The organism is Streptomyces sp. TRM49041 (assembly GCF_008271805.1).
Taxonomy (GTDB): Bacteria; Actinomycetota; Actinomycetes; order Streptomycetales; family Streptomycetaceae; genus Streptomyces.
The window spans coordinates 16,352-41,516 of record NZ_VSRY01000152.1 but is presented as its reverse complement, the minus strand read 5'-3'; the positions used below and the strand labels follow the sequence as shown (position 1 = coordinate 41,516).

Here is a 25,165-nt window from a genome sequence, read left to right as displayed (position 1 = left end):
TCCGTGGGGAGCGGTGGGCGGCATCGACCGGCGTCACATTATCAGGAATGGCTCTGCCAATTTCCGGGCCGTTAACGCCTTCAAGCATCGATTCCGAAACAAAACCCGAGTCCCGCCTCGCGGGAATGCGAGGCGGGACACAGATCATTTCAGCCAGTCTTCGCCGGGCGTTCAGCTCTCCGTGACCGCCGTGACGGAGGGCGCCGCCGACTGCTCGGCCGCCGCGGTCTTCTTGGCCGGCTTGGCCGACTTGGCGGTCTTCGCCGTCTTCGACGCCGCCTTGGTGGCCGTGGCCTTCTTGGCGGTCGTCTTCTTCGCCGCGGTCTTCTTGGCCGCCGTCTTCTTGGTGGCGGCCTTCTTGGCCGTGGCCTTCTTGGCGGTCTTGCGGGCCGCCTTCTTGGCGTCGGCCGGTGCCTCGGCCTCGGCCTCCGCCTCGGCCGCCTCTGTGGGCTCCGCCGCGGCGCTGCTCACGACGACGACCGCGGCCTCCTCGGCGCCCGCCGGGGAACCGGCGGGAGCGGTGACCTTACGGACCGCCCGGCGGCGCGCCCTCGGCGGGGCCGCCACGGGGGCGGGCGCCTCGGCGGCCGGCTCCGGAGCGACCGGCTCCTCGGCCCCCGGCTCCTCGGCCCCCGGCTCCTCGACGGCGGCCGGCGCGGGGGCGGCGGGCGTGACGGCGGCCGGGGCCTCGGCGGCCTTCGGCGGACCGGCCGGGGCCGATACCTTACGGGTCGCCCGGCGACGCGTACGGCCCTGCGGGGCGCTCTCGGGGGCAGGCTCGGCGGCGGGCGTCTCGGGCTCCGCGACCGGCGCGGGCTCCGGCTCGGCGGCCGGGGTCACCGGGGCCTCCACGGCCTCGGGTGCCTCGGGTGCCTCGGGTGCCTCGGCGGCCTCGGCGGCCTTCGGCGGGCCGGCCGGGGCCGACACCTTACGGGTCGCCCGGCGACGCGCACGGCCCTGCGGAGCCGGCTCGGCGGCGGCCGCCTCGGGCGTGACCGCGACGGACTCGGGCTCGGCGACCGGGACGGCCTCCGGCTCCGTGACCGTGACGGGCTCAGCGGCCTTCGGGGCACCGGACGGGGCCGAAGCCCTGCGGGTCGCCCGGCGGCGCGTACGGCCACGGGACGCGGCGGCCTCGGCCTCGGCGGCGCTGGAGTACAGCTCCTCGTCCGGGGCGAACGCGGGCTCCGGCTCGGCGACCCGGGCGGTCTCGGCCGGGGCCTCCACGGCCACGGGCGCCTCGACGGCCGCCGGCGCCTCCACGGGTTCGGCCTGCTCGGCACCGCCGCGGCCGCGCTTACGCGCACGCTTGCCGCCGCCGCCCGCGGTGCTCGGCTGCTCCATGTGGACGATGACACCGCGCCCGTTGCAGTGCACGCAGGTCTCCGAGAACGACTCCAGCAGGCCCTGGCCGACCCGCTTACGGGTCATCTGGACCAGGCCCAGCGACGTGACCTCGGCGACCTGGTGCTTCGTACGGTCCCGGCCCAGGCACTCCAGCAGGCGCCGCAGCACCAGGTCCCGGTTGGACTCCAGCACCATGTCGATGAAGTCGATGACGACGATGCCGCCGAGGTCGCGCAGCCGCAGCTGGCGGACGATCTCCTCGGCCGCTTCGAGGTTGTTCCTCGTCACGGTCTCCTCGAGGTTGCCGCCCTGGCCCGTGAACTTGCCGGTGTTGACATCGACCACGACCATGGCCTCGGTCTTGTCGATCACCAGCGAGCCGCCGGACGGCAGCCAGACCTTGCGGTCCAGCGCCTTCATCAGCTGCTCGTCGATCCGGTACGTCGCGAAGACGTCGACCTCGGACGTCCAGCGCTGCAGCCGGTCCGCCAGGTCGGGCGCCACGTGCGAGACATAGCCGTGGATGGTCTCCCACGCGTCGTCGCCGCTGACGATGACCTTCGAGAAGTCCTCGTTGAAGATGTCGCGGACGACCCGGACGGTCATGTCCGGCTCGCCGTAGAGAAGGGTGGGAGCGTTGCCGTTCTTCGCCTTCTTCTGGATCTCCTCCCACTGCGCCTGGAGCCGCTCGACGTCACGGCGCAGCTCGTCCTCGCTCGCGCCCTCGGCGGCGGTGCGCACGATGACGCCCGCGTCCTCGGGGACGATCTTCTTGAGGATGGTCTTCAGACGGGCGCGCTCGGTGTCGGGCAGCTTGCGGCTGATTCCGGTCATCGAGCCCTCGGGCACGTACACCAGGTAGCGGCCGGGCAGGGACACCTGGCTGGTGAGGCGGGCGCCCTTGTGGCCGATCGGGTCCTTCGTCACCTGGACGAGGACCGACTGGCCGGACTTGAGCGCGGTCTCGATCCGGCGCGGCCCGTTGGCCATGCCGAGCGCCTCGAAGTTGACCTCACCGGCGTACAGGACCGCGTTGCGGCCCTTGCCGATGTCGACGAACGCGGCCTCCATGGACGGCAGGACGTTCTGGACCTTGCCCAGGTAGACGTTGCCGACGTAGCTGGTGGCCTGTTCCTTGTTGACGTAGTGCTCGACGAGCACATTGTCCTCGAGGACGCCGATCTGGGTGCGCTCGCCGCTCTGGCGGACCACCATGACCCGCTCGACGGCCTCGCGGCGGGCCAGGAACTCGGCCTCGGTGATGATCGGCACACGGCGGCGGCCCTGCTCACGGCCCTCGCGGCGGCGCTGCTTCTTCGCCTCCAGGCGGGTGGAGCCCTTGATGGACTGCACCTCGTCGGACGGCTCGGCCTTCTCCCGCGCGGGGCGCGGCTCGCGGACCTTGACGACCGTACGGACGCCGTCCTCCTCGGCCGGCGCCTCGGCCTCGCCCGCGGGCTCGCCGGTGCGGCGGCGACGGCGGCGACGGCGGCGCGAGCTGCTCGTACCGGCGGCCGACGGGGTGGCTTCGCCCTCGGCGGTCTCCTCCTCGGGCTCCTCGGCCTCGTACTCCGCCTCGGCGCGTTCCGCCTCGGCCTCGGCTCCGGTGGTCTCCTCCGCCTCCTCGGCCTCGGCGGACTCACCACGGCGGCGACGGCGGCCACCCCTGCGGCGGCGGCGCGACGGGCGCTCCTCGAACTCGTCCTGCTCCTCGCCCTCGGCGACGGCCTGCTCGGCCTCCGCCTCGGCGGGCTCGGCCTCGACGGCCTCGACGGCCTCCACGGGCGGGGCGGGCTCCACCGGCTGGGCGGCCTCCGCGGGCTCGCCGCGACGGCGGCGGCGACGGCGGCCACCGGTCTCCGGTCGCTCGACGGCCGGCTCGGCCACCGGGGCGGTACCGGCCGTCTCCTCCTCGGCCTCCACGGCCTCCGCGGACTCGGCGGCGGCTTCCGCTGCGGCCGCGGCGGCGGCGGTCTCCGGAGTCTGGAACATGGGCTCGGCGAAGACCGGAGCCTGGAATACCGGGACGGCGGGGCGCGAGGGGCGGCGGCCGCGCTCGGGCGCCTCCGCCCGCTCGGCGGTGAACTTCGGGGCGGCCACGCGACGGCGTGTACGGCCACGGACGGCGGCCTGCTCGGCGGCCGCGACATCGCCCGCCTCGTCGGGGGCGGTGATCTGCGCGACGGTGTCGGCGGGCAGGGTCTCGCCCGCCTCGGCCTCCTCCTCGGCCTCCGCGACGGCCTCGGGCTCCACCGGCGCGGCGGGCGCGGCCGCCTTACGGGTGGCACGGCGACGCGTACGCGCGGGGGCGGCGGCCGGCTGGGCCTCCTCGGCGGCCGGGGCCTCGGCCTCGACGGCCTCCACGGCTTCCGCGGCTTCCTGCGTCCCGGTGGTCCCGGTGACCTCCGCGGCGGGCGCGGCCGCCTTGCGGGTGGCGCGGCGACGCGTACGGGCCGGGGCGGCCGGCTCCTCGACGGGCGCGGCCGCCTCGGCGGGCTCCCGGGACTCCGGGGTCTGAGTCGTCGCGGCGGTCTCGGCGCTCTCGGCGGCGGGCGCCGTCGCCTTGCGGGTGGCACGGCGACGCGTACGGGCCGGGGCAGCCGGCTCCTCGACGGACGCGGCCGCCTCGGACGCGGCGGCCTCGGCGGCCACAGCGGGCTCCTGGGCCTCGACGGAGGCAGGCGCGGGCGCGGCGGTCTTACGGGTGGCGCGGCGGCGCGGGCGTGCCGGTGCGGCAGCGGTCTCGGCGGGCTCCTCCGCGAGCCCGTCGGCGACGACGGACGCGGTGGCCTCCACCGGCGCCGCGGCGGCGGTCACCGTCACGGTCTCCGCGGCGGTCTCGGCCGCGCCGGTGGGCGGCCCGGCGGGGCGCGACGCGGCACGGCGCCGACGGCGCGGGGGCAGCGTGTCGCTGGGTGAGTTGTTGTCGTTCTCTTCGCTGATACCGGCGGTGCCGGTTTCGTTCGGCTCGAGCATGCGGGCGGTTCTCCCGTCACGCTCCCGGGCGCCGCGTCTGTTTCCGGTCCGGCCGCCGCACCGCGCGATGCGCGATGGCCGCCGTCCGGGGCGCGGGCGCCGCACGGGAGCTGTATGTCTGGCTCGCCGGTTCCGTACACCTTCTGCGCACGGCCTGGCGAAAGTCTGTTGTGTCTGCACGCGGCCCGGCCCAGATGGGTTCCCAGTACCAGGGCCGCGCTTCGACGACCGCTCCTACGCGGAACCTGCACCTTCCGGCGCCGTCGCGACGGCGGGTCCGGCGGCCTTGGATGGGGCGGCCGTGACTGCCTCGCGGTCGGGCGCGAGCGGGTCGGTCACCGTGCCGGACTCCTCGTCGAAGAGCCCCTGCGCCAGCCTGGTCACCGCTGCGGGGACCGGCGGCGCCAGGTCGGCCACAGCTCGGAGACCGGACAGGACGTCGTCGGGTCGGACGGCAGGTGTCACGTGCCGAACAACCAGCCGCAGTATCGCACAGCGGCCGTCCGCGGGCCTATCAGCCGGGACGGGAACGGTCTCGAGCCCGGCCACGGCGGCGCGGGCGTCGAAGGTACGCAGGCCGTTCTTCGTCTTCCGCTGGACGTCCACGGTACCGGCCGCGAGGAACGCGCCGACGGCCTTCTCCACGTCCTCAGGCTCGACCCCGTCGAGCCGGATCTCCCACACGGAGGCGGTGAGCCGGTCGGCGAGGCCGGAGGTACGGGCCTCGACCGCGTCGGTGACGTCGAGACCGTCCGGCAGGGACGCGTCGAGCAGCTCCCGCAGCTTCGCGGGGTCGCGGGGCTCGGTGAGTGCGATCTCCAGGTACTCGGCCTCGGAGCCGGTGCCGGTCGGCGCGGCGTTGGCGTAGGAGACCTTGGGGTGGGGCGTGAAGCCGGCCGAGTACGCCATGGGCACCTCGGCGCGGCGCAGCGCGCGCTCGAACGCGCGCTGGAAGTCTCGGTGGCTGGTGAACCGGAGGCGGCCGCGCTTGGTGTAGCGCAGTCGGATGCGCTGCACCGCCGGTGCGGGCGGCGGGCCTTCGGGCTGTCGCTTGCCCAGTGGTTCTTCTCCTCGGTGCGGGGCGGGCGCGGTGGCGCGCCGCCCACCGGATGCGGGTGGCAGCCCCGGGGGTCCTGCCCGGATCATCCCCGCTGGTGCGGGGAGACCTCGGGGGCGGGCGCCGCGCCGGGAACAGTCGTCGTACTGCCCAGGGTACGCGCCGGAACGGAACCTTCCCCCACGGGCCGCACGCCCGCTTCCCCGCCGACCAGGGCGCGCCACGCGTCGCGGCGGGCCCGGTGCAGGGTCTCACGGGCGGCCGTGAGCGCGCCGCGGGCGGCGTCGCGGGCCGGGAGCCAGAGGCCGTCCCGGAGCCGGTGCCCGACGGGCGTGCACACCTCACGGTAGAACCAGGCGGCCGGACGGCCGACCAGCTGCCGGGCCAGCCACTTGACCGCCCGCCCGAAGGCCCGCGACACGTACCCGGCGACACGCCAGGCGACGCCGAACGCGTCGGCGACCTCCCGGCCGACGACCACCAGCGCCCGCCCGAGGGGCGTGAGCACCCACCGGTACAGCGCGCCGGCGGGCGCCACGACCAGGGCCCCGACCAGCCACACCACCACGGCGCCCAGCACACGGGCCGGCCACACCACCACGGCGCCCAGCGGCACGAGCACCCACCGCCACAGCCACCGGGCGGGCACCACCACGCCGTACGCGACCAGCCACGCCAGACCCCGCCCGAGCGGCACGAGGACCCGGCGCCACAGCCATCCCCCGGGGCGTACGAGCCCGTATGTGACCAGCGCCGCCGCCAGCCACGCGACCCCGTACCCCAGCGGTGCCAGCACCCGGTGCCACAGCCAGGTGAGCGGAATCACGAAGAGGGCACGGCCCAGCGGGCGGAGCACGGTGCGGTCGAAGGTGCGGGCGCACAGGGCGAGGACGTCCCAGACCATCCGTACGGGTACGACGACGGCCACCACGACGATCCGCACCGGGATCCTCACGGCCGCGACGAGGCAGCCGTCGGGCGCGGGCGGCGGGTGTTTCTCCAGGTCCATGCCGGACATGACGCGACGGCCCGCCCTCGGGGTTTCTCCGAGGACAGGCCGTTGCCCGGACGTTACGCGGCGCCCGCTCCCTACTTGACGACCGTCAGCGGTAGCAGCTTCTTGCCGGTGGGGCCGACCTAAATAGCCGTATCCATCTGCGGCTATACCCATACAGGGCTACATTAGCTTTTCACCTTCGCGCCTCTCGACGCATGGCCCGCCGCAATCGCTGCCACACGCCGACAGGAGCCGACTGCCCAGCGATCGCGATGGCTCCGCGCCGGGGACGCGGTACAGCCTCCACATACAAGGGGGTCGCCACGATCAACCTGTGCTGCCACACCCCAGGAGGGAAGTTGCACAACACTCGGGCGTGGCCGTGAAGGTACGCGGGCCCTTCGTACTCGGTCAAAAGCATGTCGTAGGCAGAACGCGCAGCGAACTCTTTGTCGCGCCGGCTCGTGGAATCAAGGTCATCCGGCAACAACGTATCTCCTTGCCCTTCCCTCTCGACCAAGGCAGCGGCCAGATCATGCAACCAGTCAGACCCGGACCCCATTCGCGTCGGTGGAGCCTCAGTCTCGGTCAGGACATGATGCCGTGAACCACAGAGGATGACCTGAACACCGGCGCAGCTGTCGTCACTGTGCCTCAGCGCGCACGACGGATCTTCAATCGACATGAACGTGTACACACCTCTGTCGATGAGTCCCCAGTCCCTCACCCTGGGCCCATGGCGGAAGAACCCTGTGAACTCAAGCCAGTCATAGGCGGTGAGCGACTCGCAGGAGTCCGGGATGTTCGTGTGCGCCTCACACTTGGCACTGACGTGATCAAGCACCTGCTGTAAGCGCTCCCCCAGTGAGTCTTCAACGGACGTGGATTCACCCACTGCCAGGCGCATACCCGCGCCGAGCGCCGACACTTCCGCCTCCACTGCCCGACCGGAGAACCCACCGCCCTTCTCGGGCAGGAAGTCTGCGAGCTTCGCACTGGACAGGTACAACAGCTCCCTCATGCCGCCTCCAGGGCCCTAGGGCGCGTATCGAGTCGTGATCAATCGGAGGGTTTCCCTCTCGTTGATCTTCGTTCCGGTGGATCGTCCGGTGTGGGTGGTGCCTGTGCTCGCACCGGCCGGAATAGCCTCTCGCGGCCGGCGAGCCTCCCCACCGGCCCCTTGCCGAGTCGGCGGCCTCTTTCAGCTCTCCGGTTTGAGCGAGTCCGCGTACTCGCTCATGTCACGGGAGAGCTTCTTCGGTGACCAGCGCTTCGGGTCGTCGTACTCGAACCGGATCCGTATCCGGAGGTCCGGCCTGGTGATGTGGATCAAACACTGATGCCAGGCTCCCTTCCCCTCCTTCTTCATTTCGCCGTGCAACATGCCGATCGTGCACAGAACATCCATGGTCGCGGGCGTGCGAGCCTCGAAATCCCCGTCCGCGAAGTACACATAGCCGTTCATACTCTCGGTTCCCCCGGTGACCTGACCGACCAGCGCAATCCCCTGCCACCGGTCGTCCGCGTACTTCTTGTCCGTGAGAATCTCCGCCCCGAGCTTCAGCACCAGCTCGTCACTGCGCGATCCCATCGATCCCCCCAACGGTCATCGGCGAGCCCGGACAGGTTGCCCGCCATGGTGCCACCATCGTCTCCCACGCCACTGACACGCGCCTCCACCAAGGCGCGGCGGCAAGGCCGGCGAGCCCGGCCGAGGAGGAGACGGCCCGCTTCGCCGTCCGGCTCACCGACCGTACGACCGCCAGCGGCGTCGGGCGTCACGCTCATCCGTGAGTCGCAAGTGCCCGCGGCGGGGTGCCGCTCGGCGGACTCACCGCGTCCAACGCGTCGGTGAGCGCGTCGCGTGAACCCTGGCGGGGCTGGTTCGTAGGGGGCTGGTGTGGGTTTTCGGGAACGCCGCCAGAAGTGTGAGGTTCCCGGCGGATCGGGCGTCGTATGGGCAGGCCGGTGGCGGGCTTGGCGGGGTGGCCGTGCCGGGGCACCAAGGCCGGGCCGTTCTTGACGCCCTGTACCCGCCCGCCACCGGCAGCGCGTCAAGGCCCGTCACCCGCATGAACCCGACCAGCAAGTACGGACCGAACCCGGACAACACCCCGCGACCAGTCAGGACTACACCGTCCACACCACCGTCGCGTTCTTCGAACACAGACTCTCGAACCGCTCACAGACGTGAACGCAACGGTGTTGGCTGTTACTCCGCCGGTGCCCAGGGAGCGGAGCGCAGATGCGCGACGCTGCGCCGGTCACGGCCCTCCGGAGGTCCGCCGGCCGCCTTGCCCACCGCGACCATGGAGACGATCATCCAGCCTGGGTTCGGGTCCAGCTCCTTGGTGAGCCCTTCCAGGTCGAAGGCCCGGAACTGGTGCGTGGCCAGTCCCATGGCCTGGGCCTGAACAGTCATGTGGGCGATGGCCTGGCCGAGGTCGTAGTCCGCGAACTCGGAGTAGAGCAGTTGGGTGTCATCGACGTGCCGACGCGTCAGCGTGACGACGAGCAGGGCCGCATCCGTCGCCCAGCGGGCCGAGCTCGGCGCGAGGTGAGGGATCACCCGGTCGTGTTCCGGCTCACCGGGCCTGCCGACGAAGAAGCCCCACGGCTGGGAGTTCCCCGCCGACGGTGCCCACCGCGCGGCTTCCAGCAGCAGCCCGAGGGCGTGGTCGTCGACAACCGCCGACGGATCGAACCGGTAGGGGCTGAAGCGCCCGGCAAGCAGTGGGTGTATGCCGCTGGGCGGCTCCTGAGGATGGTGCATGTTCCGCTGCAACCGGCCACCGCGAGAGCGTATTCCGGCCGGTGCGAACACAGGCACCACCCACACCGGACGATCCACCAGGACGAAGATCAACGAGAGCGAAACCCTCCGATTGATCACGACTCGATACGCGCCCTAGAACCAGCCCACCAGGCAGACGGGGTTGGTGAGCATTCCCGGACACGCGCCGGACGCAACCGGTTGGACGGTTCACCATGATCAAACACCCTGATGTGTGTTTCTACGTGAGAAATAACGAGACAAGACCACATCCAATCTGTACTCTCCGTAGCCATGAAGACGTACGACATCGAGAGCGAGTGGACCGCCTCGGACCTGGCCCTCCTGGAGGACCTGAAGCGGGCGGAGGCCCTGCTCCCCGAGGACGCCCCTCGCGCACTCCTCTCCGTCCGCCTGTCCGTACTTACGGAAGACACGACCTCGCCGGTGCGGCAGGAACTCGACCTGCGTCTCCTGGCCAGAGAGAAGGGGTACCGCGTCGTCGGCGTCGCCTCCGATCTCAACGTGTCGGCGACGAAGGTTCCGCCGTGGAAGCGGAAGGAGCTCGGGGAGTGGCTCAACAACCGGGCTCCGGAGTTCGACGCTCTGCTCTTCTGGAAGCTCGACCGCTTCATCCGTCGCATGACGGACCTGTCCACGATGATCGAGTGGTGCGAGCGGTACGGGAAGAACCTCGTGTCGAAGAACGACGCGATCGACCTCAGCACGACCGTGGGCCGGATCATGGTCACGCTCATCGGTGGCATCGCCGAGATCGAAGCGGCGAACACGTCGACCCGCGTCACATCACTGTGGGACTACGCGCGCACGCAGGACTCATGGCTCGTGGGCAAACCGACGTACGGCTACGTAACGACGAAGGTGGACGGCAAGCCGGCACTCGCCGTCGAGCCGAGCGCACACAGGGCGCTGCACTGGGCCCGACGCATGGCGCTCCGAGGCGTCTCCGCCCGCCGCATGGCCCTCTGTCTCGTCCGCTCCCGGCTCATGTCGACAGGACTCACCACGTCGACTCTCCTCCGACGCCTACGTAACCCCGCGCTCATGGGCTACCGGGTCGAGGAGAACAAGCAGGGCGGGAAGCGACGGAGCAAGCTCGTCCTCGGCAACGACGGCAAGCCGATACGGGTCGGCCCCCCGATCTTCACCGAGGAGGAGTTCGACACCCTCCAAGCGGCACTCGACCGACGAGGTAAGAGCCAGCCGACCCGGCAGGCGGGCGGAGCGACCCAGTTCCTCGGCGTACTCATCTGCGTCGACTGCTCGACCAACATGACCGTGCAGAAGAACATGAGCAACGGCCGGAGCTACACGTACCTGCGCTGCGGCAAGTGCAAGGGCGGCGGCCTCGGCGCGCCCAACCCGCAGGACGTCTACGACGTCCTCGTGGGCGACGTGCTGCGCGTCCTCGGCGACTTCCCCGTCCAGGTCCGGGAGTACGCGAAGGGAGCCGAGGCACGCGCCGAAGTGAAGCGGCTCGAAGACGCCATCTCCTACTACATGGCGGAGCTCGAACCAGAGGGCCGCTTCTCGAAGACGCGGTTCACTCGCGAGCGAGCGGAGGAGACCCTCGACAAGCTTACGGAAGAACTGAACGCCATCGATCCCGAGACCACGCAGGACCGGTGGGTCCTTGTCCACAACGGCAAGACCTTCCGGGAGACATGGGAAGCGGGCGGCATGGAGGCCATGGCAGAGGACCTGCGCCGCGTGGGCGTCACGTGCGAGGTGACCCGCACGAAGGTGAAGGGGGTGCGCGCGCCGTCCGTACACCTGCGGCTCAAGATCCCGCGCGACGTCCGCGAACGCCTGGTCATCAAGGGTGACGACTTCGCCGCAAGGCTCTGACGAGGGAGCAGGGACAGACATCTCCGGGCGGCTCGGTCAGCCAGACCCGGAGGTGTTCCGGCTTGACGGCCGGCCCGGGCTCCGGATAGGAAGACTCTCCCGCTCCTTCTGGGAGCGGACACCGTAGCTCCCGCCGTTCAACGGCGGTAGAGCTGGCCACTCCGTGAGGGGCCGCGATCCCGAGGGGGCTCGCAGGGACGTCGAGGACATCCCGAAGCGTAGGACGGTACTGCGTGACTTCCACCCAACGCCGAGGCGCGGCTCCGTGCTGTCCTCGGCCAGCGCCAGGAGTCGCCAGCCTTGAACATCACGATCGAAGTCGTCTGGACTTGTGAGGTCTGCACCTCACCCCTCGTCGAGGGAGAGACGCACGACTGCGGCCACGCCCCGCAGGAAGGGGGTGCGACCGGTGGCTATCAGCTTCGGCCATGACCGCTCGTGGGGCGCGATCTCCCAGCACGAGTACCGACGCATGGCGCAGAACCCAGGACACCCTCTCGCCTACCGCGTGCACTTCGCCGCCATCGGATGGGCGGACAGGCAGGGACACGCAGGCTTCGAGCCTGGCCGGCTGGCCACCCTGCTGGGCAAGAACGGCAAGCCACTGTCCGACCAGAGCACCCGCAACGCGGTGACCCGCGCCAAGGAACTGGACCTTGTATCGCCCCGTTCCGGGGCCGCCTGCCTCGTCCTTCCTCCCCACCTGTTCCAGAAGGGCAAGGGCGCAGGTCCCCTGCCGACTCCATCAGGACCGGTGAGCACACGCGGTACGTGTAGTCAGAGCACGTCTGGCGTATACCGGCATGGCACCCGACCTGCGGAAACGTTCGCGTGCTCTCTTATCTATTTAGCCCCAGTGCAGTGCGGCCCCATCGGGGCCGACAGACGCAAGCTGCCTTCCCAGCGGCAACAAACAGCAGGGGCGCGGCAGCGCCCTCAGGGACAAGAGCAACGGCGCAAGAAAAACGGCAGGGGGCGACCTACCGGCCGCCACGGTCGCAAGCGGTCTACGACAGTGGGGCCCCATCGGGGCCAATAGGAGCAAGCCAGCAAGACCAAGGGGGGCGCTGCCGCGCCCCACTGTCTCCGCCGTAAGGCCCTGCTCCTTACAGTCCTACGCCGCTGCCAGTACGGCAGGGCTATGAACTGGTCATACGCCCCTGCCCTGGCAGTCTGCGAACAGGGCAGACGAACCCTGGAACCGTGGCGGAATCTTGGCTGCTCAGACACAGCGGTCGCCGTTGAGGGGCTCAAGGGGTCATCCCCCACCCCCAAAGGTCGGCTCAGGGGCCAGTAGCCAAGTGCCCAGAATTCGCTACGAGTCGGCTCGCCTCGCCAGCACACTGGAAGGCATGGATGGACTGTATGTGGTCAGGCATGAGCCGACCTGGCGCGAGGAGCCGGAGCCTGAGCCGGACAACGAGTACGACAACGACACGGACCACAAGACCGTGTACGCCCTCTTCGGGTTGGCCATCTACAAGGCCAACTGCCTTGAGCACTCGTTGGTCAACACCCTCGCGCTCACCAAGATCACCACGGCGAGGGAGCAGGGGGAACAGCTCATCCGCGACCCTTGGGCTCAAGGCTTCAAGGATATGATGGGCAAGCTCATCAAACGCGTCGAGCCGTACACCAGCGCCTACCCAGAGGTCGTCGACGACCTCACCCGAAGCCTGAAGCGGCGTAACGACCTGGTTCACAACTTCTGGCGCGAGCGCATCCAAGAAATGATCAGCGAGGCTGGCCGGACCAGGCTGTGCAGAGACCTGAAAGCGGACTGTCGACTTCTCACGCAGACAGATGAACGCTTCAGCCGTAGGGTCTTGGACCCCCTCATGGAGAGCATGGGCATCACGGCCGAGGCCGTTGAAGCCCAATATGCGAAGGAACGCCGAGAGGCGATGGCGCGCCATGAGACCGAGGCGTTCACGGCCGGGGGAGACACGGCCTGACGTATGCGCCAGCGAACGATGACGTGCGACTCCACTCGGGCCAACAACGCCATGGAGCACCAGCTCGCGATCGGCACAGGGGGTGACCGCTGAAGATCGTCTCAATAACCAAGGTTTGTGAGACGCGAGGCAGCGCGCCCCCACGAGGGACGCAGATCTGTTCAAAACCCGTCTCGGAACCCCACTTCGGACTTGATCTTTTGAGACGAGTTCTGAGACAGTCCGCGTCATGACGACGAACACCACCACCGGCCCAGCTCATCGGTTACGCCCGCGTCTCCACCGACGACCAGGAAGCGCAGTTGCAGCGCGACGCACTGACGGGCGCAGGGTGCGCTCGCATCTTCGAGGACACGGCCAGCGGGAAGAACATCGACCGGCCGCAGCTCACGGCCGTACTGGACTACGCCCGACCGAGCGACGTGCTGTGCGTGTGGAAGCTTGACCGGCTCGGCCGGTCGCTCATCGACCTTGTGTCCATCGTCGACGGCCTGCGCGAGCGCGGCATAGGGTTCCGCGTGCTCGACGGTGCGCTCTCCTCTGTCGACACCACGTCGGCCGATGGCCGCCTGTTCTTCCAGATCATCGCGGCCATGGCGGAGTTTGAGCGCTCGCTCATCAAGGACCGCACGCGGGCCGGACTGGAAGCGGCCAAGACGCAGGGCCGTACCGACGGCCGGCCGTCTGTGGTGGACGAGGACGTACTGACCGTGGCCCGCGCCAGGAAGGCCGAGGGCGAGAGCGTCAGCGCCATCGCCAAGGCCCTCGGAGTCTCCCGAGCCACGCTGTACCGACACCTGGGAGAGAGCGCCTGAGACAGGGGCGCACGTCGCTCACGCCGCGCCCCTTCCAGCGCGCCTCTGGTCTGTGTTGCTCGCCGTCTCTCAGTGCGCTGGGGGTCTGTCCGGCTCGGCCCGCACCACCATGGCGAACGACGTACACATCCGCCTGAAGCCACGATGGTTACTCAGGCCGGTGTGACTCATGCACTCGACATCAACCGCCGCGCTATCCGTCGACGGCTCCGCCTTCCACTTGCAGTGCAGGCACTCCGCTTCAAAGGTCACGTCCGTGTCCGGATGCTGCGTGATCCGGTGAGCCACGAACCGAAGGGTGGCACGCGCCATCAGCGTCCCCCGTGGTTGCTCCGCAGGTGAGCATGGAGGGCCACGTTCATATCCGAAGCCTTCGAGTAGTCGCCTACAGAGGTGGCATTCGCTCTGCTCACCGCGAAGCCGAGGCACTCACGACAACCCGATACGGGGTCTGGAGGTGGAGACGGAAGGGACAGGTGCACGGGTCCCGACATGGTGGTCTGCTCGCTGCTCATCTCGTACGCCTCCCGTGCGTTCTCCGATGGCACGGCATCCTTGCCCGCTGGCAGGGGGCGATTCGAGGTTCAGTCGCGTACTGGACTAAAGATCAGGAACGGAACGCCGTCGCCCACTCGGCCAGCCGTTCCCGCGCGTCTTCGCCGATGAGGGCGTGCTCGTCGTAACCGGCGAATTCATCGAGGTACATCCGGACGTCCCTCGGGTCGCGGAACACCATGACCCCGGCCGTCGTCTCCACCGTGGCCAGCCGCTCGTCGTACACGGTGAACGTGTTCAGCGGACACCCCGGCAGGCGCGTCTCGATCGGGAGCACGCCAAGACGCACGTTCGGCAGGTGGGTCAGCGACGCCAGCCGGTCGAGCTGTACCGCCATGGCATCCGGGGAGACGAACGGGGAGCGGGCCGCCTGTTCGGTGACGATGAAGGTGAACTTCTTCCGGCGGTCGTACAGGACCTCCTGCCGCTCCAGCTTCCTCGCCACGGCCTTGCTGTGGTCCCCGGGGATGTGAGCGAGGCTGGCCCTGATGTACTCCGGGGTGGAGAGCAGGGCCGTGAGCATCGACAGCAGGAAGAACCGGAACTCCGCCGAAGACGCTTCGAGCCCGGCCAGCTCTAGCTGCTTCTTATCCAGACCCTTCCGCCGCATCGACCTTGCGTCCTGCCACTCCGTAGCGGCGATGCGGGCCAGCGCGGACACCTCTGCGACCAAGGCCGGCGGGGCGTCCAAGGCCCTGAGGATGCGCTCTATGTCCACCAGAGACGGGCGCACCTTCCCGCTCTCGATCCGGCTCACCTTCGACTGCGACACGTTGCAGCGCGCGGCAAGCCGGTCCCCGGAGAGACCGGCCTGCTTCCGCAGCTTGCGCAGTGTGGCGGCGAGTTCCTGGGAGGACTGGCCGAGCTGCTCGGGCTCGAACGTCACTCGGTCACGTACTCCAGGAACGGGACCGATTCCGCGACGGCGATGCGCTGGTATTCGAGGAACGGGGCGGGGTCACCCTCGTACAGCTCCCGCTCGATCTGCGTACCGTCGGCCTCGTACTTCATCAGGACGACCGTCGAGCGGTCGAACATCCAGAAGTCCCGGACGTCGGGGAGCGGGTTCGGCCGGTCGGTGATGTCGAGGATGCGGATGTCTTCCCCCGCCGGGGCCTGGTGCTGGTAGTAGCGCTCGAACTCGAACCGCAGGTAGTCCGTGAGCGGCCGGGTGACGATGTGGACGCGGCCCACGTTGCGGGTTCGGACCATGGCCGTCCACGCGTCCTCGTACGGGCCCGGAAAGCGGGCCCCTGCCTTGAAGGCGGCGAACTCTTCCGCTTCCTGCGGTACGAGGTACTGCGGCAGGGTCTCCAGCCGCCAGGCTTCGATCTGGAACGTCTTGAACTTGTCCGCCCAGGCTTCACCATCCAAGAGCACGGACGGCCTCCCTCAGGACTTCCTCGGGGATCTCGACGAGTCCTTCCCCGGCGGGCGGGGTGAAGGCGGTGGACACGTCGCCCTGAAAGACGAACGAGCCGGAGGTGGTGCGGTAGACGTTGGGGCAGTCTCCCTGCCCGCAGTTGCCTCCGTTGGTGTTGCCGGTGAGCCGTGTAAGTTCTTCGCACGCCATGCTGACCCCCCTCTTGCGGGCCCTCTGCGGGCCGGTCGCCACGACCGTACGAGCGAGGCCGATGTGCCGTCTATGCGGAAACGCGACTATGCGCGTTGTCGCATAAACCGGGCCTCTGGAACGCCGAGAGGCGCCCGGACAGGATCGTCCGAACGCCTCTCTACGCCCTACACCCACTCGACCGCCGAGACGATGCCCGAGTCCTGCCGAGGGGCGGGAAGCGGCGTGCGCCGCTCAGGGCGGGGAGCCTGCTCGCGCTCCTTCGCTCCGAGCCCTCGTCGAAGGGCTTCGGCGCGGTCCGCCTCGGGCATGTCGGCAAGCGCCTCAGCCATCCGATGGATGGCGTCGCCGCTGGTCACGGCTACTTCTTGACCGTGAGCGGGAGCAGCTTCTTGCCCGTGGGGCCAATTTGTATAGCCGTATCCATCTGAGGGCAGACACCGCAGTCGAAGCACGGAGTCCAGCGGCAGTCCTCGACCTCGGTCTCGTCGAGGGCGTCCTGCCAGTCCTCCCAGAGCCAGTCCTTGTCCAGGCCCGAGTCCAGGTGGTCCCAGGGCAGGACCTCCTCGTAGGTGCGCTCGCGGGTGGTGTACCAGTCGACGTCCACGCCGTACGCGGGCAGCGTCTTCTCGGCGCACTCCATCCAGCGGTCGTACGAGAAGTGCTCACGCCAGCCGTCGAAGCGGCCGCCGTCCTCGTAGACCGCGCGGATGACCGCGCCGACGCGCCGGTCGCCGCGCGACAGCAGGCCTTCGACGATGCCGGGCTTGCCGTCGTGGTAGCGGAAGCCGATGGAGCGGCCGTACTTCTTGTCGCCGCGGATCTTGTCGCGGAGCTTCTGCAGGCGGGCGTCGGTCTCCTCGGCGGAGAGCTGCGGCGCCCACTGGAACGGGGTGTGCGGCTTGGGCACGAACCCGCCGATCGAGACGGTGCAGCGGATGTCGTTCTGGCCGGAGACCTTGCGCCCCTCGGCGATGACCTTGACCGCCATGTCACCGATCTGGAGGACGTCCTCGTCGGTCTCGGTGGGCAGGCCGCACATGAAGTACAGCTTCACCTGGCGCCAGCCGTTGCCGTACGCCGTGGAGACCGTGCGGATCAGGTCCTCCTCCGAGACCATCTTGTTGATGACCTTGCGCATGCGCTCCGAGCCGCCCTCGGGGGCGAAGGTGAGGCCGGAGCGACGGCCGTTGCGGGTCAGCTCGTTGGCCAGGTCGACGTTGAACGCGTCGACGCGGGTGGAGGGCAGGGAGAGGCCGATCTTGTCTTCCTCGTACCGGTCCGCGAGGCCCTTGGCGATGTCGCCGATCTCGGAGTGGTCGGCGGAGGAGAGGGAGAGCAGGCCGACCTCTTCGAAGCCGGTCGCGTCGAGCCCCTTCTCCACCATTTCGCCGATGCCGGTGATGCTTCGCTCCCGCACGGGGCGCGTGATCATGCCGGCCTGGCAGAAACGGCAGCCGCGGGTGCAGCCGCGGAAGATCTCGACGGACATCCGCTCGTGGACGGTCTCGGCGAGCGGGACCAGCGGCTGCTTCGGGTAGGGCCACTCGTCGAGGTCCATGACGGTGTGCTTGGACACGCGCCACGGCACGCCGGAGCGGTTGGGCACGACACGGCTGATGCGCCCGTCGGACAGGTACTCCACGTCGTAGAAGCGGGGCACGTACACCCCGCCGGTGCGGGCGAGCCGGAACAGCACCTCCTCGCGCCCGCCCGGACGGCCCTCGGCCTTCCAGGCGCGGATGATCTCGGTGATCTCCAGGACCGCCTGCTCGCCGTCGCCGATGACCGCGCAGTCGATGAAGTCCGCGATCGGCTCGGGGTTGAACGCGGCGTGCCCGCCGGCAAGCACGATCGGGTCGTCGAGCCCGCGGTCCGCGGCCTCCAGCGGGATACCCGCGAGGTCGAGGGCCGTGAGCATGTTGGTGTAGCCCAGCTCGGTGGAGAAGCTGAGGCCGAAGACGTCGAAAGCACGGACCGGGCGGTGCGAGTCGACCGTGAACTGCGGCACGTTGTGCTCGCGCATCAGCTTCTCGAGGTCCGGCCACACACTGTACGTGCGCTCGGCGAGGACGCCCTCGCGCTCGTTCAGTACCTCGTAGAGGATCATGACGCCCTGGTTGGGCAGACCGACCTCGTACGCGTCCGGGTACATGAGCGCCCAGCGCACGTCGCAGGAGTCCCAGGGCTTGACGGTGGAGTTGAGCTCACCGCCGACATACTGGATCGGCTTCTGCACGTGCGGGAGCAGGGCCTCAAGCTGTGGGAAGACCGATTCGGCAGGCATGTGGAGGAAAACCTTCATCGTCTGGCAGGGGCGACTCTCTAGCGTAACCCGCTCGCGAGTCGCCCCCGGCCCGGCGAACGGCGCCCCCGCAGCGGCGGGGACGACTCGACCGTGGACACACACCGTCCCGTGAAGGCCGGATCGCCCGCTCGCGCGGGGAAGCCGTGCGTCGGTACCGACGAGCGGCCACCGTTCGGTCACGCCTCCAGTCCACGGACCGACACGCGCCCCCACACCTCCGGCAACTCACGCTCGCGGGCGGCGCCCGCGGCCTCCTCCCTGCCGTACAGCAGGCCCCAGACGAAGGCGGACTCGCCGGCGGCGTGGGACTGGATCGCGAGGTCCCGTAGGGCCTCGCGGGCGACGACGCTGTCCTGGTGGTCGCCGAGGACCCGCTGGACCGCCTTCATCCGCTTGGCGAGGCGTTTCGCGGGCCTGCCCAGGGCGGGGCGGGCCAGTTCGGCGGCGTAGCGGGCCCGCTTGGCGGCCTTGCGCGCCTCGTGGAGGGCCACGTCCCTGTCCTGGCCGGGGTCCATCGACAGGGCGCGCTCCACGCGGGCCGCTACGCGCGCGTAGTCCTTGAGGACCGCCTTGGCCAGGACGCGGGACGGGTCCTTCGCCGCCGCGGGGCGCAGCGGCGGGTCCGCGAGTAGGGCGTCCAGGGCGCCGAGGAGGGCCAGGTAGCGCGTGCTGTCCAGGACCTTCAGCGTGCGGCCGCGCGAGCCTGCCCGGCGCGACGCCGACCAGCGGCGGAGGCGGCCGCGTACGGGGCCGAGCCGGAGTGTGCGCGGGACCGTGTCGAGGGCCGTGCGCAGCCGCTCCTCCAGGACCTCCTGGTCGCGGTCGATCCCCAGTTCGCCCGCGAGCCATCTCAGCTCGCCCGCGACCGGGTCCGTCGCCGAACGGTCCAGGACCTTGCGGCAGCTGCGGAACGCGCTGCGCAGACGGCGGGTCGCGACGCGCATCTGGTGGACCGAGTCGGGCTGGTCGCGGCGTACGGCGGCGTCGTAGTCGAGCAGTGCGGCCATCTGTTCGCGCACATGGGCGAGGACGTGGTCGCCTGCCGTCTCGCGCCCGGGCGGCTCGGCGGTGCGGGGCGGTGTGCCGGTCTCCTCCAGGGCTCTCGCCAGTTTCGACGGCAGCTCGGCCGGGCGCAGGCCCGCCTTGCGGAGGCGTTTGTCGACCGCGTCCAGCAGGGCCGGGTCACCGCCGTCGGCCAGTTCGACCTCGATCTCGGCCCACTCGGCCGTGCCCCCGCCGTCGGTGAGGCGTTCCGCGCGGACCGTGTCGGTGCTCAGCTCGGCGAGGAGGGCGCCGTCGGCGTCGACGAGGTGGCGGACGCCCCGCGAGGAGCGGAGGCGGACCACCGGGACGAGGTCCTCGCCGCGGGTTCTCGCGCGGACGAGGTTCGCCAGGCCGCGCGGGACGCCGTCGGCGAGCGGGGCCTGGATCTCGTCCCGTACGCCGGGGGCGACGGGCAGTTTGAGGTGCCATCCCGCGTCGCCGCCGCCGGTGCGGCGGCGCAGGGTGAGGGAGTGCGCGGCGAGGCGCAGGTCGGGGGTGTCGTAGTAGACGGCGTCCAGGTCGGCGGTGCCCGCGTCGACGACGCGGGACACGCCGCGGACCCGGGTGAGGTCCGGCACTCGGGTGTCGGTGGTGGCTTCGTACTTCCGCTCGATCTCGCGTTTCGTATCCGCCATGAATCGAATCTAGTCCACGAGCCCCTATGCCGTTATGGGGCGCTGTGCCCGGATCGACTGGAGGAGGCCGATGGCCACCCACACGGCGAACATCGACGAGCCGCCGTAGGAGACGAACGGCAGGGGCAGCCCGGCCACGGGCATGATGCCGAGGGTCATGCCGATGTTCTCGAAGGACTGGAAGGCGAACCAGGCGATGATGCCGGCGGCGACGACGGTGCCGTAGAGCTCGGTGGTCTCGCGGGCGATGCGGCAGGCGCGCCACAGCACGACGCCGAGGAGGACGATGATCGTGCCTGCGCCGAGGAAGCCGAGTTCCTCACCGGCGACGGTGAAGATGAAGTCGGTCTGCTGTTCGGGGACGAACCGCCCGGTGGTCTGGTGGCCGTTGAAGAGTCCGGCGCCGTAGAGGCCGCCGGAGCCGACGGCGATGCGGGCCTGGTTGGTGTTGTAGCCGACGCCTGCCGGGTCGAGTTCGGGGTTGGCGAACGCGGCGAAGCGGTTGATCTGGTACTCGTCGAGCACGCCGAGCAGGGCGACGAGGACGGCGCCGCCGACGCCGGTGCCGATGAGGCCGAGGACCCAGCGGTTGGAGGCGCCGGAGGCGAGGAGCACACCGAGGACGATCACGCCCATGACCATCACGGAGCCGAGGTCCGGCATCAGCATGACGATGGCCATGGGGACGACGGCGAGCACGAGGGACTTGGCGACCGTGCGGTGGTCGGGATGGAGCTGGTCCCCGGCGTCGACCCGGGCCGCGAGCATCATCGCCATGCTCAGGATGATCGTGACCTTCACGAACTCGGACGGCTGGAGGGAGAAGCCGCCGCCGATCACGATCCACGCGTGGGCGCCGTTGATGGTGGCGCCGAGCGGGGTGAGGACCAGTATCACGAGCACGACGGAGATGCCGTAGAGGACCGGCACGGCGCCGCGCAGAGTGCGGTGGCCGAGCCAGATCGTGCCGACCATGAGGGCGAACCCGATGCTGGTGTTGAGCAGGTGCTTGAAGAGGAAGGAGGTCGGGTCGCCCTGGGTGAGTTCGGTGCGGTTGCGGGTCGCGGACCAGACGAGCAGCGCGCCGATGAGGGACAGGGCGAGGGCCGAGAACAGCAGCGGCCAGTCGAGCCTGCGGACGAGTGAGTCGCGGGCGCTGAGCCTGGCCCACAGGCCGCCGGGCTGAGGGGCGTACCGGGGGACGGAGAAGGTGTTGTTTCCGGGCATGGTGGTGTCGGTCAGTCCCTCCATGCCGGCGGGCCCGCGAGCCCTTGTTGCGGGTCCTCGGCGGCGTCCTCTTCGGGCTTCTGCGACTCGGGGTCGTACGGCTTGATGGCGGGCGCTTCGATGGAGCCGTCCGGGTGGATCTTCGGCAGGTCCTTCTGCGGCTTGGGCAGCAGGGCCCGCTTGAGGTCCTGGTTGCCCGCGTCGTCGAGGCCGTAGATGGCGTCGTAGATGTTGCGCACTGCGGGGCCCGAGGCGCCGGAGCCGGTGCCGCCCTGGGAGATGGTCATGACGATGGTGAAGTCGTCGGTGTAGGTGGCGAACCAGGACTTGGTCTGCTTGCCGTAGACCTGGGCGGTGCCGGTCTTGGCCCGCATCGGGATCTTGTCGTTCGGCCAGCCGACCTGGGTGAACCGCCAGGCGGCGGTGCCACCGGGCTCGACGACGGAACGCAGGCCCTTGTCGAGGTCCTTGATGGTTTCGGCGTCGACCGGCAGCCTGCCGCGGGCCTTGGGGTTGATCCTCTCGACCTTCTTGCCGTCGGGGCTGATCACGGCCTTGCCGATGGTGGGTTCGTAGAGGGTGCCGCCGTTGCTGATGGCGGCGTAGGCGGTGGCCAGCTGGATGGGGGTGATGAGGACGTCGCCCTGGCCGATGGCGAAGTTGATGCTGTCGAACGCCTTCAGCTGGTTGCCCTCCAGACAGCTCTCGTACGCGATCTGCTCGACGTAGCTGCCGCCCTTCTTGCCCTGTTTGCACCAGGAGTCCTTGTTGGCCTCCCAGAACCTCTGCTTCCACTGGCGGTCGGGGATGCGGCCGCTGACCTCGTTCGGCAGGTCGATGCCGGTCTCGGAGCCGAATCCGAAGTCACGGGCGGTGCGGTAGAACCAGTCGTGGGCGTTCTTCTTCGGCTTGAGGCCGCCGTCGCGCTGCCACTCCTGGTGGCCGAGACGGTAGAAGACGGTGTTGCAGGAGTACTTGAGGGCGTCTCCGAGGGTGATGGGGCCGTGCCCCTTGGACTCGAAGTTCGCGAAGCTGCGGCCGCCGAGGCTGTAGGAGCTGCTGCAGTTGTAGCGGCCGTCGAAGGGGTAGCCGGCCCGCACGGCCGCGCTCGCCGACACCACCTTGAAGACGGAGCCGGCGGGTGACTGGCCCTGGATCGCCCGGTTGAGGAGCGGGAAGTTGGAGTTCTTGCCGGTGAGCCTGGCGTACTCCTTCGCGGAGATGCCGCCGACCCAGGCGTTGGGGTCGTAGTCGGGCTGGGAGGCCATCGCGACGACGCGGCCGGTCTTGGACTCCATGACGACGACGGCGCCCGCGTCGGCCTCGTACGGGCGGCCGGTGACCCTGTCGGTCTCCTTCCGGACGTTCTCCATCGCCTGGTGGAGCTCGTACTCGGCGACGGCCTGGACCCGGGCGTCGATGCTGGTGACGACGGTGGAGCCGGGCCGCGCCGGGTCGTTCTCGGCCTGGCCGAGGACACGGCCGAGGTTGTCGACCTCGTAGCGCGTGACGCCCGCCTTGCCGCGCAGCACCTTGTCGTAGGTGCGCTCCAGGCCGGAACGTCCCACCTGGTCGGAGCGGAGGAACGGCGAGTCGGTGTCCTTGGCCTTCTCGATCTCCTCGTCGGTGACGGGTGAGAGGTAGCCGAGGACCTGCGAGGTCCGCGCGTCGCCGGGCGCGGGGTAGCGGCGTACGGCGGTGGGTTCGGCGGTGATGCCGGGGAAGTCCTCCGCCCGCTCGCGGATCTGCAGGGCCTGCTGGGTGGTGGCCTCGTCGGTGACGGGGATCGGCTGGTAGGGGGAGCCGTTCCAGCAGGGCTGGGGGGTCTTGGAGTCGCAGAGCCGGACCTTGTCCATGACCTCCTTGGGCGTCATGCCGAGGACGCCGGCGAGGCGGGTGAGGACGCCTTCGCCCCGGTCCTTCATGCGCATGAGCTCGGTGCGGGAGGCGGAGACGACGAGGCGGGTCTCGTTGTCGGCGAGGGGGACGCCGCGGGCGTCGAGGATGGCGCCGCGGACGGCGGGCTGGACGACTCGCTGGACGTGGTTGTTCTTCGCCTCGTTCGTGTACTCCTCGCCGTTGCGGACCTGGAGGTACCAGAGGCGGCCGAGGAGAGTGAGGAGGAGGGAGAAGACGAGTACCTGGATGGCGATGAGCCGGATCTGGACGCGTGGGGTCCGGCCGGTCTCGGGAATGTTGCTCACGATGCCCTCCCCTGGGTAGCTCGGGTGCGGCTGACGGTCGCTCCGGTCGGCCTCACAGGCGCTTGACCCCCTTGATGCGGACCGCGCGGGCGGCCCTGCTGCGGGCGGCCTTGGCGCGCAGCCCGCCGCGCAGTCCGCCGCCGCGCGGGCTGCCGACGCGCAGGCCGGTGCCGGAGGGCGCCCATCCGGAGGAGACGTCGCCGCCGGAGCCGGCGGTCTCGGCGACCGGGTCGTGGTCGGCGCGCCGGGCCAGGGCCATGATCCAGGGCACGGTGAAGGGCGCGAGCAGCAGGTCGTAGACGACCGCGGTGAGGATGAGCGAGACGAGGCCGACGTGGCGGGCGCCGGTGTCGCCGACGAGGGCGCCGACGCCCGCGTACAGCAGGGTGGAGCCGATCGCGGAGGCGACGACCATGGCCATGGGGCCGGTGGCGGAGCGGAGCCGGCCGTTCTCGGGCTTGGTGAGCCCGGCGACGTAGCCGATGACGCAGAGCACGAGGGCGTAGCGTCCGACGGCGTGGTCGGCGGGCGGGGCGAGGTCGGCGAGGAGGCCGGCGCCGAAGCCGATGAGGGCGCCGCTGACATGTCCGTACACGAAGGCCAGGCCGAGGACGGTCAGCAGGAGCAGGTCGGGGACGGCGCCGGGCAGCTGGAGGCGGGCGAGGACGGCGACCTGGAGCACGAGGGCGACGACGACGAGGGTGGTGGAGAGCAGGATCCGGTTGAAGCGCATGGGACTACTCCTGCTCCTGCTCGTCGGTGCGTCCGGTCACGCCGGGCTGGGCCGTGGCCTGCCCTTCCCGCTCGCCCTGCTCGACCGGCTCGCCCGGGGCCAGTTGCTCCCGCTGTCCGACCTGGGGCTCCTCGCCCTGCGGCGCGTCGGCGTCCGGGGACGGGGTGACGGTGACGGTGACGGTCGGGGCGGGCTGGGGCTTGGCGGGCAGGACCATGTCGCGCGGGTCCGTGCGGGGCGGCTGGACGACGACGCCCACGATGTCGAGGCGGCTGAACGCGGCGTACGGGCGGACGAAGAGCCGGCGGGTCAGGTCGCCGCTGGACGGGTCGACACGGATGACCTCGCCGACGGGGACGCCGGGCACGAAGGGCCGGTTCGCCTGGGAGCCGAAGGTGACGAGCCGGTCGCCGGGCTTGACCTTGGCCTTGCCGTTGAGGAGCTGCACGGAGAGCGGGCGGGCACCCTGGCCGGTGGCGAAGCCGAGCTCGTTGGTCCGCTCTATCCGGGTACCGACCGTGAAGTCGGGGTCGTTGGCGAGGAGCACCGTGGCGGTGGAGGGGCCGACGGTGGTGACCCGGCCGACGAGCCCGTCGCCGTTGATGACGGTCATGTCGCGGCGGATACCGTCGTCGGAGCCGGCGTCGATGGTGATGGTCCAGGAGAAGCTCTGCGCGGCTCCTATGGCGATGACCTCGGCCGCCTTGATGCCGTACTGTCCGGCGCCCGCCTTCTTCAGCAGGTCGTCGAGTTCGCGGACGCGGTTGCGGTTCCGGTCGTCGCTGCCGAGCCTGGACTTCAGCTCGGCGTTCTCCCGCTCCAGCTGCGCGATGCGGCTGTGGCGCTCGCCCGAGTCGCGTACGGCTCCGATCGCGTTGCCGATCGGGTCGATCGCGGACGCGACACCGTTCTCGACCGGGCCGAAGACGGTGGCGGCGACCCGCCTGGCTCCGTCGACCGGTGACCCCTCACCGCCGCGGATGTCCACCGTGATCAGCGCGAACGCCACGGCGACCAGCAGCGCCAGGAGCAGCCGGCTCTCTTTCGTGTCCCTCACGTGGGGCGGCCGTGCCTTCCTCGTAGGAATGTCTGTGCCG

At 70.2% G+C, this 25,165-nt stretch carries 20 protein-coding genes; 3 read left to right on the top strand and 17 right to left on the bottom strand.

Going from position 1 to position 25,165, the window contains the following annotated elements:
- Positions 1-171: 171 nt before the first annotated feature.
- From FVS66_RS23220 to FVS66_RS23195, 6 genes are all read right to left on the bottom strand, one after another.
- The gene (locus FVS66_RS23220) at positions 172-4,323 is read right to left on the bottom strand and encodes an Rne/Rng family ribonuclease (protein ID WP_149183132.1); all 4,152 of its coding nucleotides are present in this window, start codon (positions 4,321-4,323) and stop codon (positions 172-174) included.
- Positions 4,324-4,557: 234 nt separating this feature from the next.
- Positions 4,558-5,340, bottom strand: coding sequence for a TIGR03936 family radical SAM-associated protein (locus tag FVS66_RS23215; protein ID WP_149183131.1), 783 nt, complete (start codon positions 5,338-5,340; stop codon positions 4,558-4,560).
- A gap of 125 nt (positions 5,341-5,465) precedes the next feature.
- Positions 5,466-6,389 carry a hypothetical protein gene (locus FVS66_RS23210; protein ID WP_149183130.1) on the bottom strand — a complete coding sequence of 308 codons (924 nt, stop codon included), beginning with the start codon at positions 6,387-6,389 and terminating at the stop codon, positions 5,466-5,468.
- Positions 6,390-6,570: 181 nt separating this feature from the next.
- Complete coding sequence (locus FVS66_RS23205; protein WP_187645658.1) at positions 6,571-7,398, bottom strand: SAVMC3_10250 family protein; 828 nt, start codon at positions 7,396-7,398, stop codon at positions 6,571-6,573.
- A gap of 180 nt (positions 7,399-7,578) precedes the next feature.
- Positions 7,579-7,968 carry a hypothetical protein gene (locus tag FVS66_RS23200; RefSeq protein WP_149183129.1) on the bottom strand — a complete coding sequence of 130 codons (390 nt, stop codon included), beginning with the start codon at positions 7,966-7,968 and terminating at the stop codon, positions 7,579-7,581.
- 621 nt (positions 7,969-8,589) lie between these two features.
- A complete protein-coding gene (locus FVS66_RS23195) occupies positions 8,590-9,150 on the bottom strand; it encodes a nitroreductase family protein (RefSeq protein WP_149183128.1) in 561 nt (186 codons plus the stop codon).
- Positions 9,151-9,444: 294 nt separating this feature from the next.
- Here FVS66_RS23195 and FVS66_RS23190 point away from each other — a divergent pair, with 294 nt between their 5' ends.
- Positions 9,445-11,019, top strand: a complete 1,575-nt coding sequence (locus tag FVS66_RS23190) for a recombinase family protein (protein ID WP_149183127.1) — start codon at positions 9,445-9,447, stop codon at positions 11,017-11,019.
- Positions 11,020-11,364: 345 nt separating this feature from the next.
- Here the strand turns inward: FVS66_RS23190 and FVS66_RS36210 are convergent, their stop codons facing one another.
- Positions 11,365-11,493, bottom strand: coding sequence for a hypothetical protein (locus tag FVS66_RS36210; protein ID WP_262387159.1), 129 nt, complete (start codon positions 11,491-11,493; stop codon positions 11,365-11,367).
- A gap of 878 nt (positions 11,494-12,371) precedes the next feature.
- Between FVS66_RS36210 and FVS66_RS23180 the strand changes: the two genes are divergently transcribed.
- Positions 12,372-12,974, top strand: a complete 603-nt coding sequence (locus FVS66_RS23180; protein WP_149183126.1) for a hypothetical protein — start codon at positions 12,372-12,374, stop codon at positions 12,972-12,974.
- A gap of 302 nt (positions 12,975-13,276) precedes the next feature.
- Entirely contained in the window at positions 13,277-13,789 is a 513-nt protein-coding gene (locus FVS66_RS23175; RefSeq protein ID WP_262387158.1) for a recombinase family protein, read from the top strand.
- A 607-nt stretch (positions 13,790-14,396) separates the two neighbouring features.
- On the opposite strand, the gene FVS66_RS23160 is transcribed toward FVS66_RS23175, so the two are convergent.
- From FVS66_RS23160 to mreC, 10 genes are all read right to left on the bottom strand, one after another.
- The gene (locus FVS66_RS23160) at positions 14,397-15,230 is read right to left on the bottom strand and encodes a helix-turn-helix transcriptional regulator (RefSeq protein ID WP_149183123.1); all 834 of its coding nucleotides are present in this window, start codon (positions 15,228-15,230) and stop codon (positions 14,397-14,399) included.
- On the bottom strand, positions 15,227-15,724 hold the full coding sequence (locus tag FVS66_RS23155; protein ID WP_149183122.1) for a DUF6879 family protein: 498 nt from the start codon (positions 15,722-15,724) through the stop codon (positions 15,227-15,229). Before FVS66_RS23155 ends, FVS66_RS23160 begins: the two co-directional genes overlap by 4 nt.
- Complete coding sequence (locus FVS66_RS23150; protein WP_149183121.1) at positions 15,708-15,917, bottom strand: hypothetical protein; 210 nt, start codon at positions 15,915-15,917, stop codon at positions 15,708-15,710. Before FVS66_RS23150 ends, FVS66_RS23155 begins: the two co-directional genes overlap by 17 nt.
- A 167-nt stretch (positions 15,918-16,084) precedes the next feature.
- Positions 16,085-16,276 (bottom strand): hypothetical protein, encoded by a 192-nt coding sequence (locus tag FVS66_RS23145; protein ID WP_149183120.1) that lies wholly within the window; start codon positions 16,274-16,276, stop codon positions 16,085-16,087.
- A 2-nt stretch (positions 16,277-16,278) separates the two neighbouring features.
- Positions 16,279-18,204, bottom strand: a complete 1,926-nt coding sequence (locus FVS66_RS23140; protein ID WP_149183119.1) for a TIGR03960 family B12-binding radical SAM protein — start codon at positions 18,202-18,204, stop codon at positions 16,279-16,281.
- Between the two features lie 197 nt (positions 18,205-18,401).
- On the bottom strand, positions 18,402-19,904 hold the full coding sequence (locus FVS66_RS23135; protein WP_149183118.1) for a CYTH and CHAD domain-containing protein: 1,503 nt from the start codon (positions 19,902-19,904) through the stop codon (positions 18,402-18,404).
- A 24-nt stretch (positions 19,905-19,928) separates the two neighbouring features.
- Positions 19,929-21,131, bottom strand: a complete 1,203-nt coding sequence (rodA, locus tag FVS66_RS23130; protein WP_149183412.1) for a rod shape-determining protein RodA — start codon at positions 21,129-21,131, stop codon at positions 19,929-19,931.
- Between the two features lie 11 nt (positions 21,132-21,142).
- Positions 21,143-23,335 carry a penicillin-binding protein 2 gene (gene mrdA / locus FVS66_RS23125; RefSeq protein WP_149183117.1) on the bottom strand — a complete coding sequence of 731 codons (2,193 nt, stop codon included), beginning with the start codon at positions 23,333-23,335 and terminating at the stop codon, positions 21,143-21,145.
- Between the two features lie 52 nt (positions 23,336-23,387).
- A complete protein-coding gene (gene mreD, locus FVS66_RS23120) occupies positions 23,388-24,068 on the bottom strand; it encodes a rod shape-determining protein MreD (protein ID WP_149183116.1) in 681 nt (226 codons plus the stop codon).
- Positions 24,069-24,072: 4 nt separating this feature from the next.
- Complete coding sequence (gene mreC, locus FVS66_RS23115; protein ID WP_149183115.1) at positions 24,073-25,125, bottom strand: rod shape-determining protein MreC; 1,053 nt, start codon at positions 25,123-25,125, stop codon at positions 24,073-24,075.
- Positions 25,126-25,165 lie beyond the last annotated feature (40 nt).

Coding starts and splice junctions, on each gene's coding strand:
- FVS66_RS23220 (WP_149183132.1), bottom strand. CDS start 4,323: ATGCTCGAGCCGAACGAAACCGGCACCGCCGGTATCAGCGAAGAGAAC.
- rodA (WP_149183412.1), bottom strand. CDS start 21,131: ATGCCCGGAAACAACACCTTCTCCGTCCCCCGGTACGCCCCTCAGCCC.
- FVS66_RS23195 (WP_149183128.1), bottom strand. CDS start 9,150: ATGCACCATCCTCAGGAGCCGCCCAGCGGCATACACCCACTGCTTGCC.
- FVS66_RS23150 (WP_149183121.1), bottom strand. CDS start 15,917: ATGGCGTGCGAAGAACTTACACGGCTCACCGGCAACACCAACGGAGGC.
- FVS66_RS23140 (WP_149183119.1), bottom strand. CDS start 18,204: ATGCCTGCCGAATCGGTCTTCCCACAGCTTGAGGCCCTGCTCCCGCAC.
- FVS66_RS23200 (WP_149183129.1), bottom strand. CDS start 7,968: ATGGGATCGCGCAGTGACGAGCTGGTGCTGAAGCTCGGGGCGGAGATT.
- FVS66_RS36210 (WP_262387159.1), bottom strand. CDS start 11,493: ATGCGTCGGTACTCGTGCTGGGAGATCGCGCCCCACGAGCGGTCATGG.
- FVS66_RS23180 (WP_149183126.1), top strand. CDS start 12,372: ATGGATGGACTGTATGTGGTCAGGCATGAGCCGACCTGGCGCGAGGAG.
- FVS66_RS23135 (WP_149183118.1), bottom strand. CDS start 19,904: ATGGCGGATACGAAACGCGAGATCGAGCGGAAGTACGAAGCCACCACC.
- FVS66_RS23210 (WP_149183130.1), bottom strand. CDS start 6,389: ATGGACCTGGAGAAACACCCGCCGCCCGCGCCCGACGGCTGCCTCGTC.
- FVS66_RS23205 (WP_187645658.1), bottom strand. CDS start 7,398: ATGAGGGAGCTGTTGTACCTGTCCAGTGCGAAGCTCGCAGACTTCCTG.
- FVS66_RS23190 (WP_149183127.1), top strand. CDS start 9,445: ATGAAGACGTACGACATCGAGAGCGAGTGGACCGCCTCGGACCTGGCC.
- mreD (WP_149183116.1), bottom strand. CDS start 24,068: ATGCGCTTCAACCGGATCCTGCTCTCCACCACCCTCGTCGTCGTCGCC.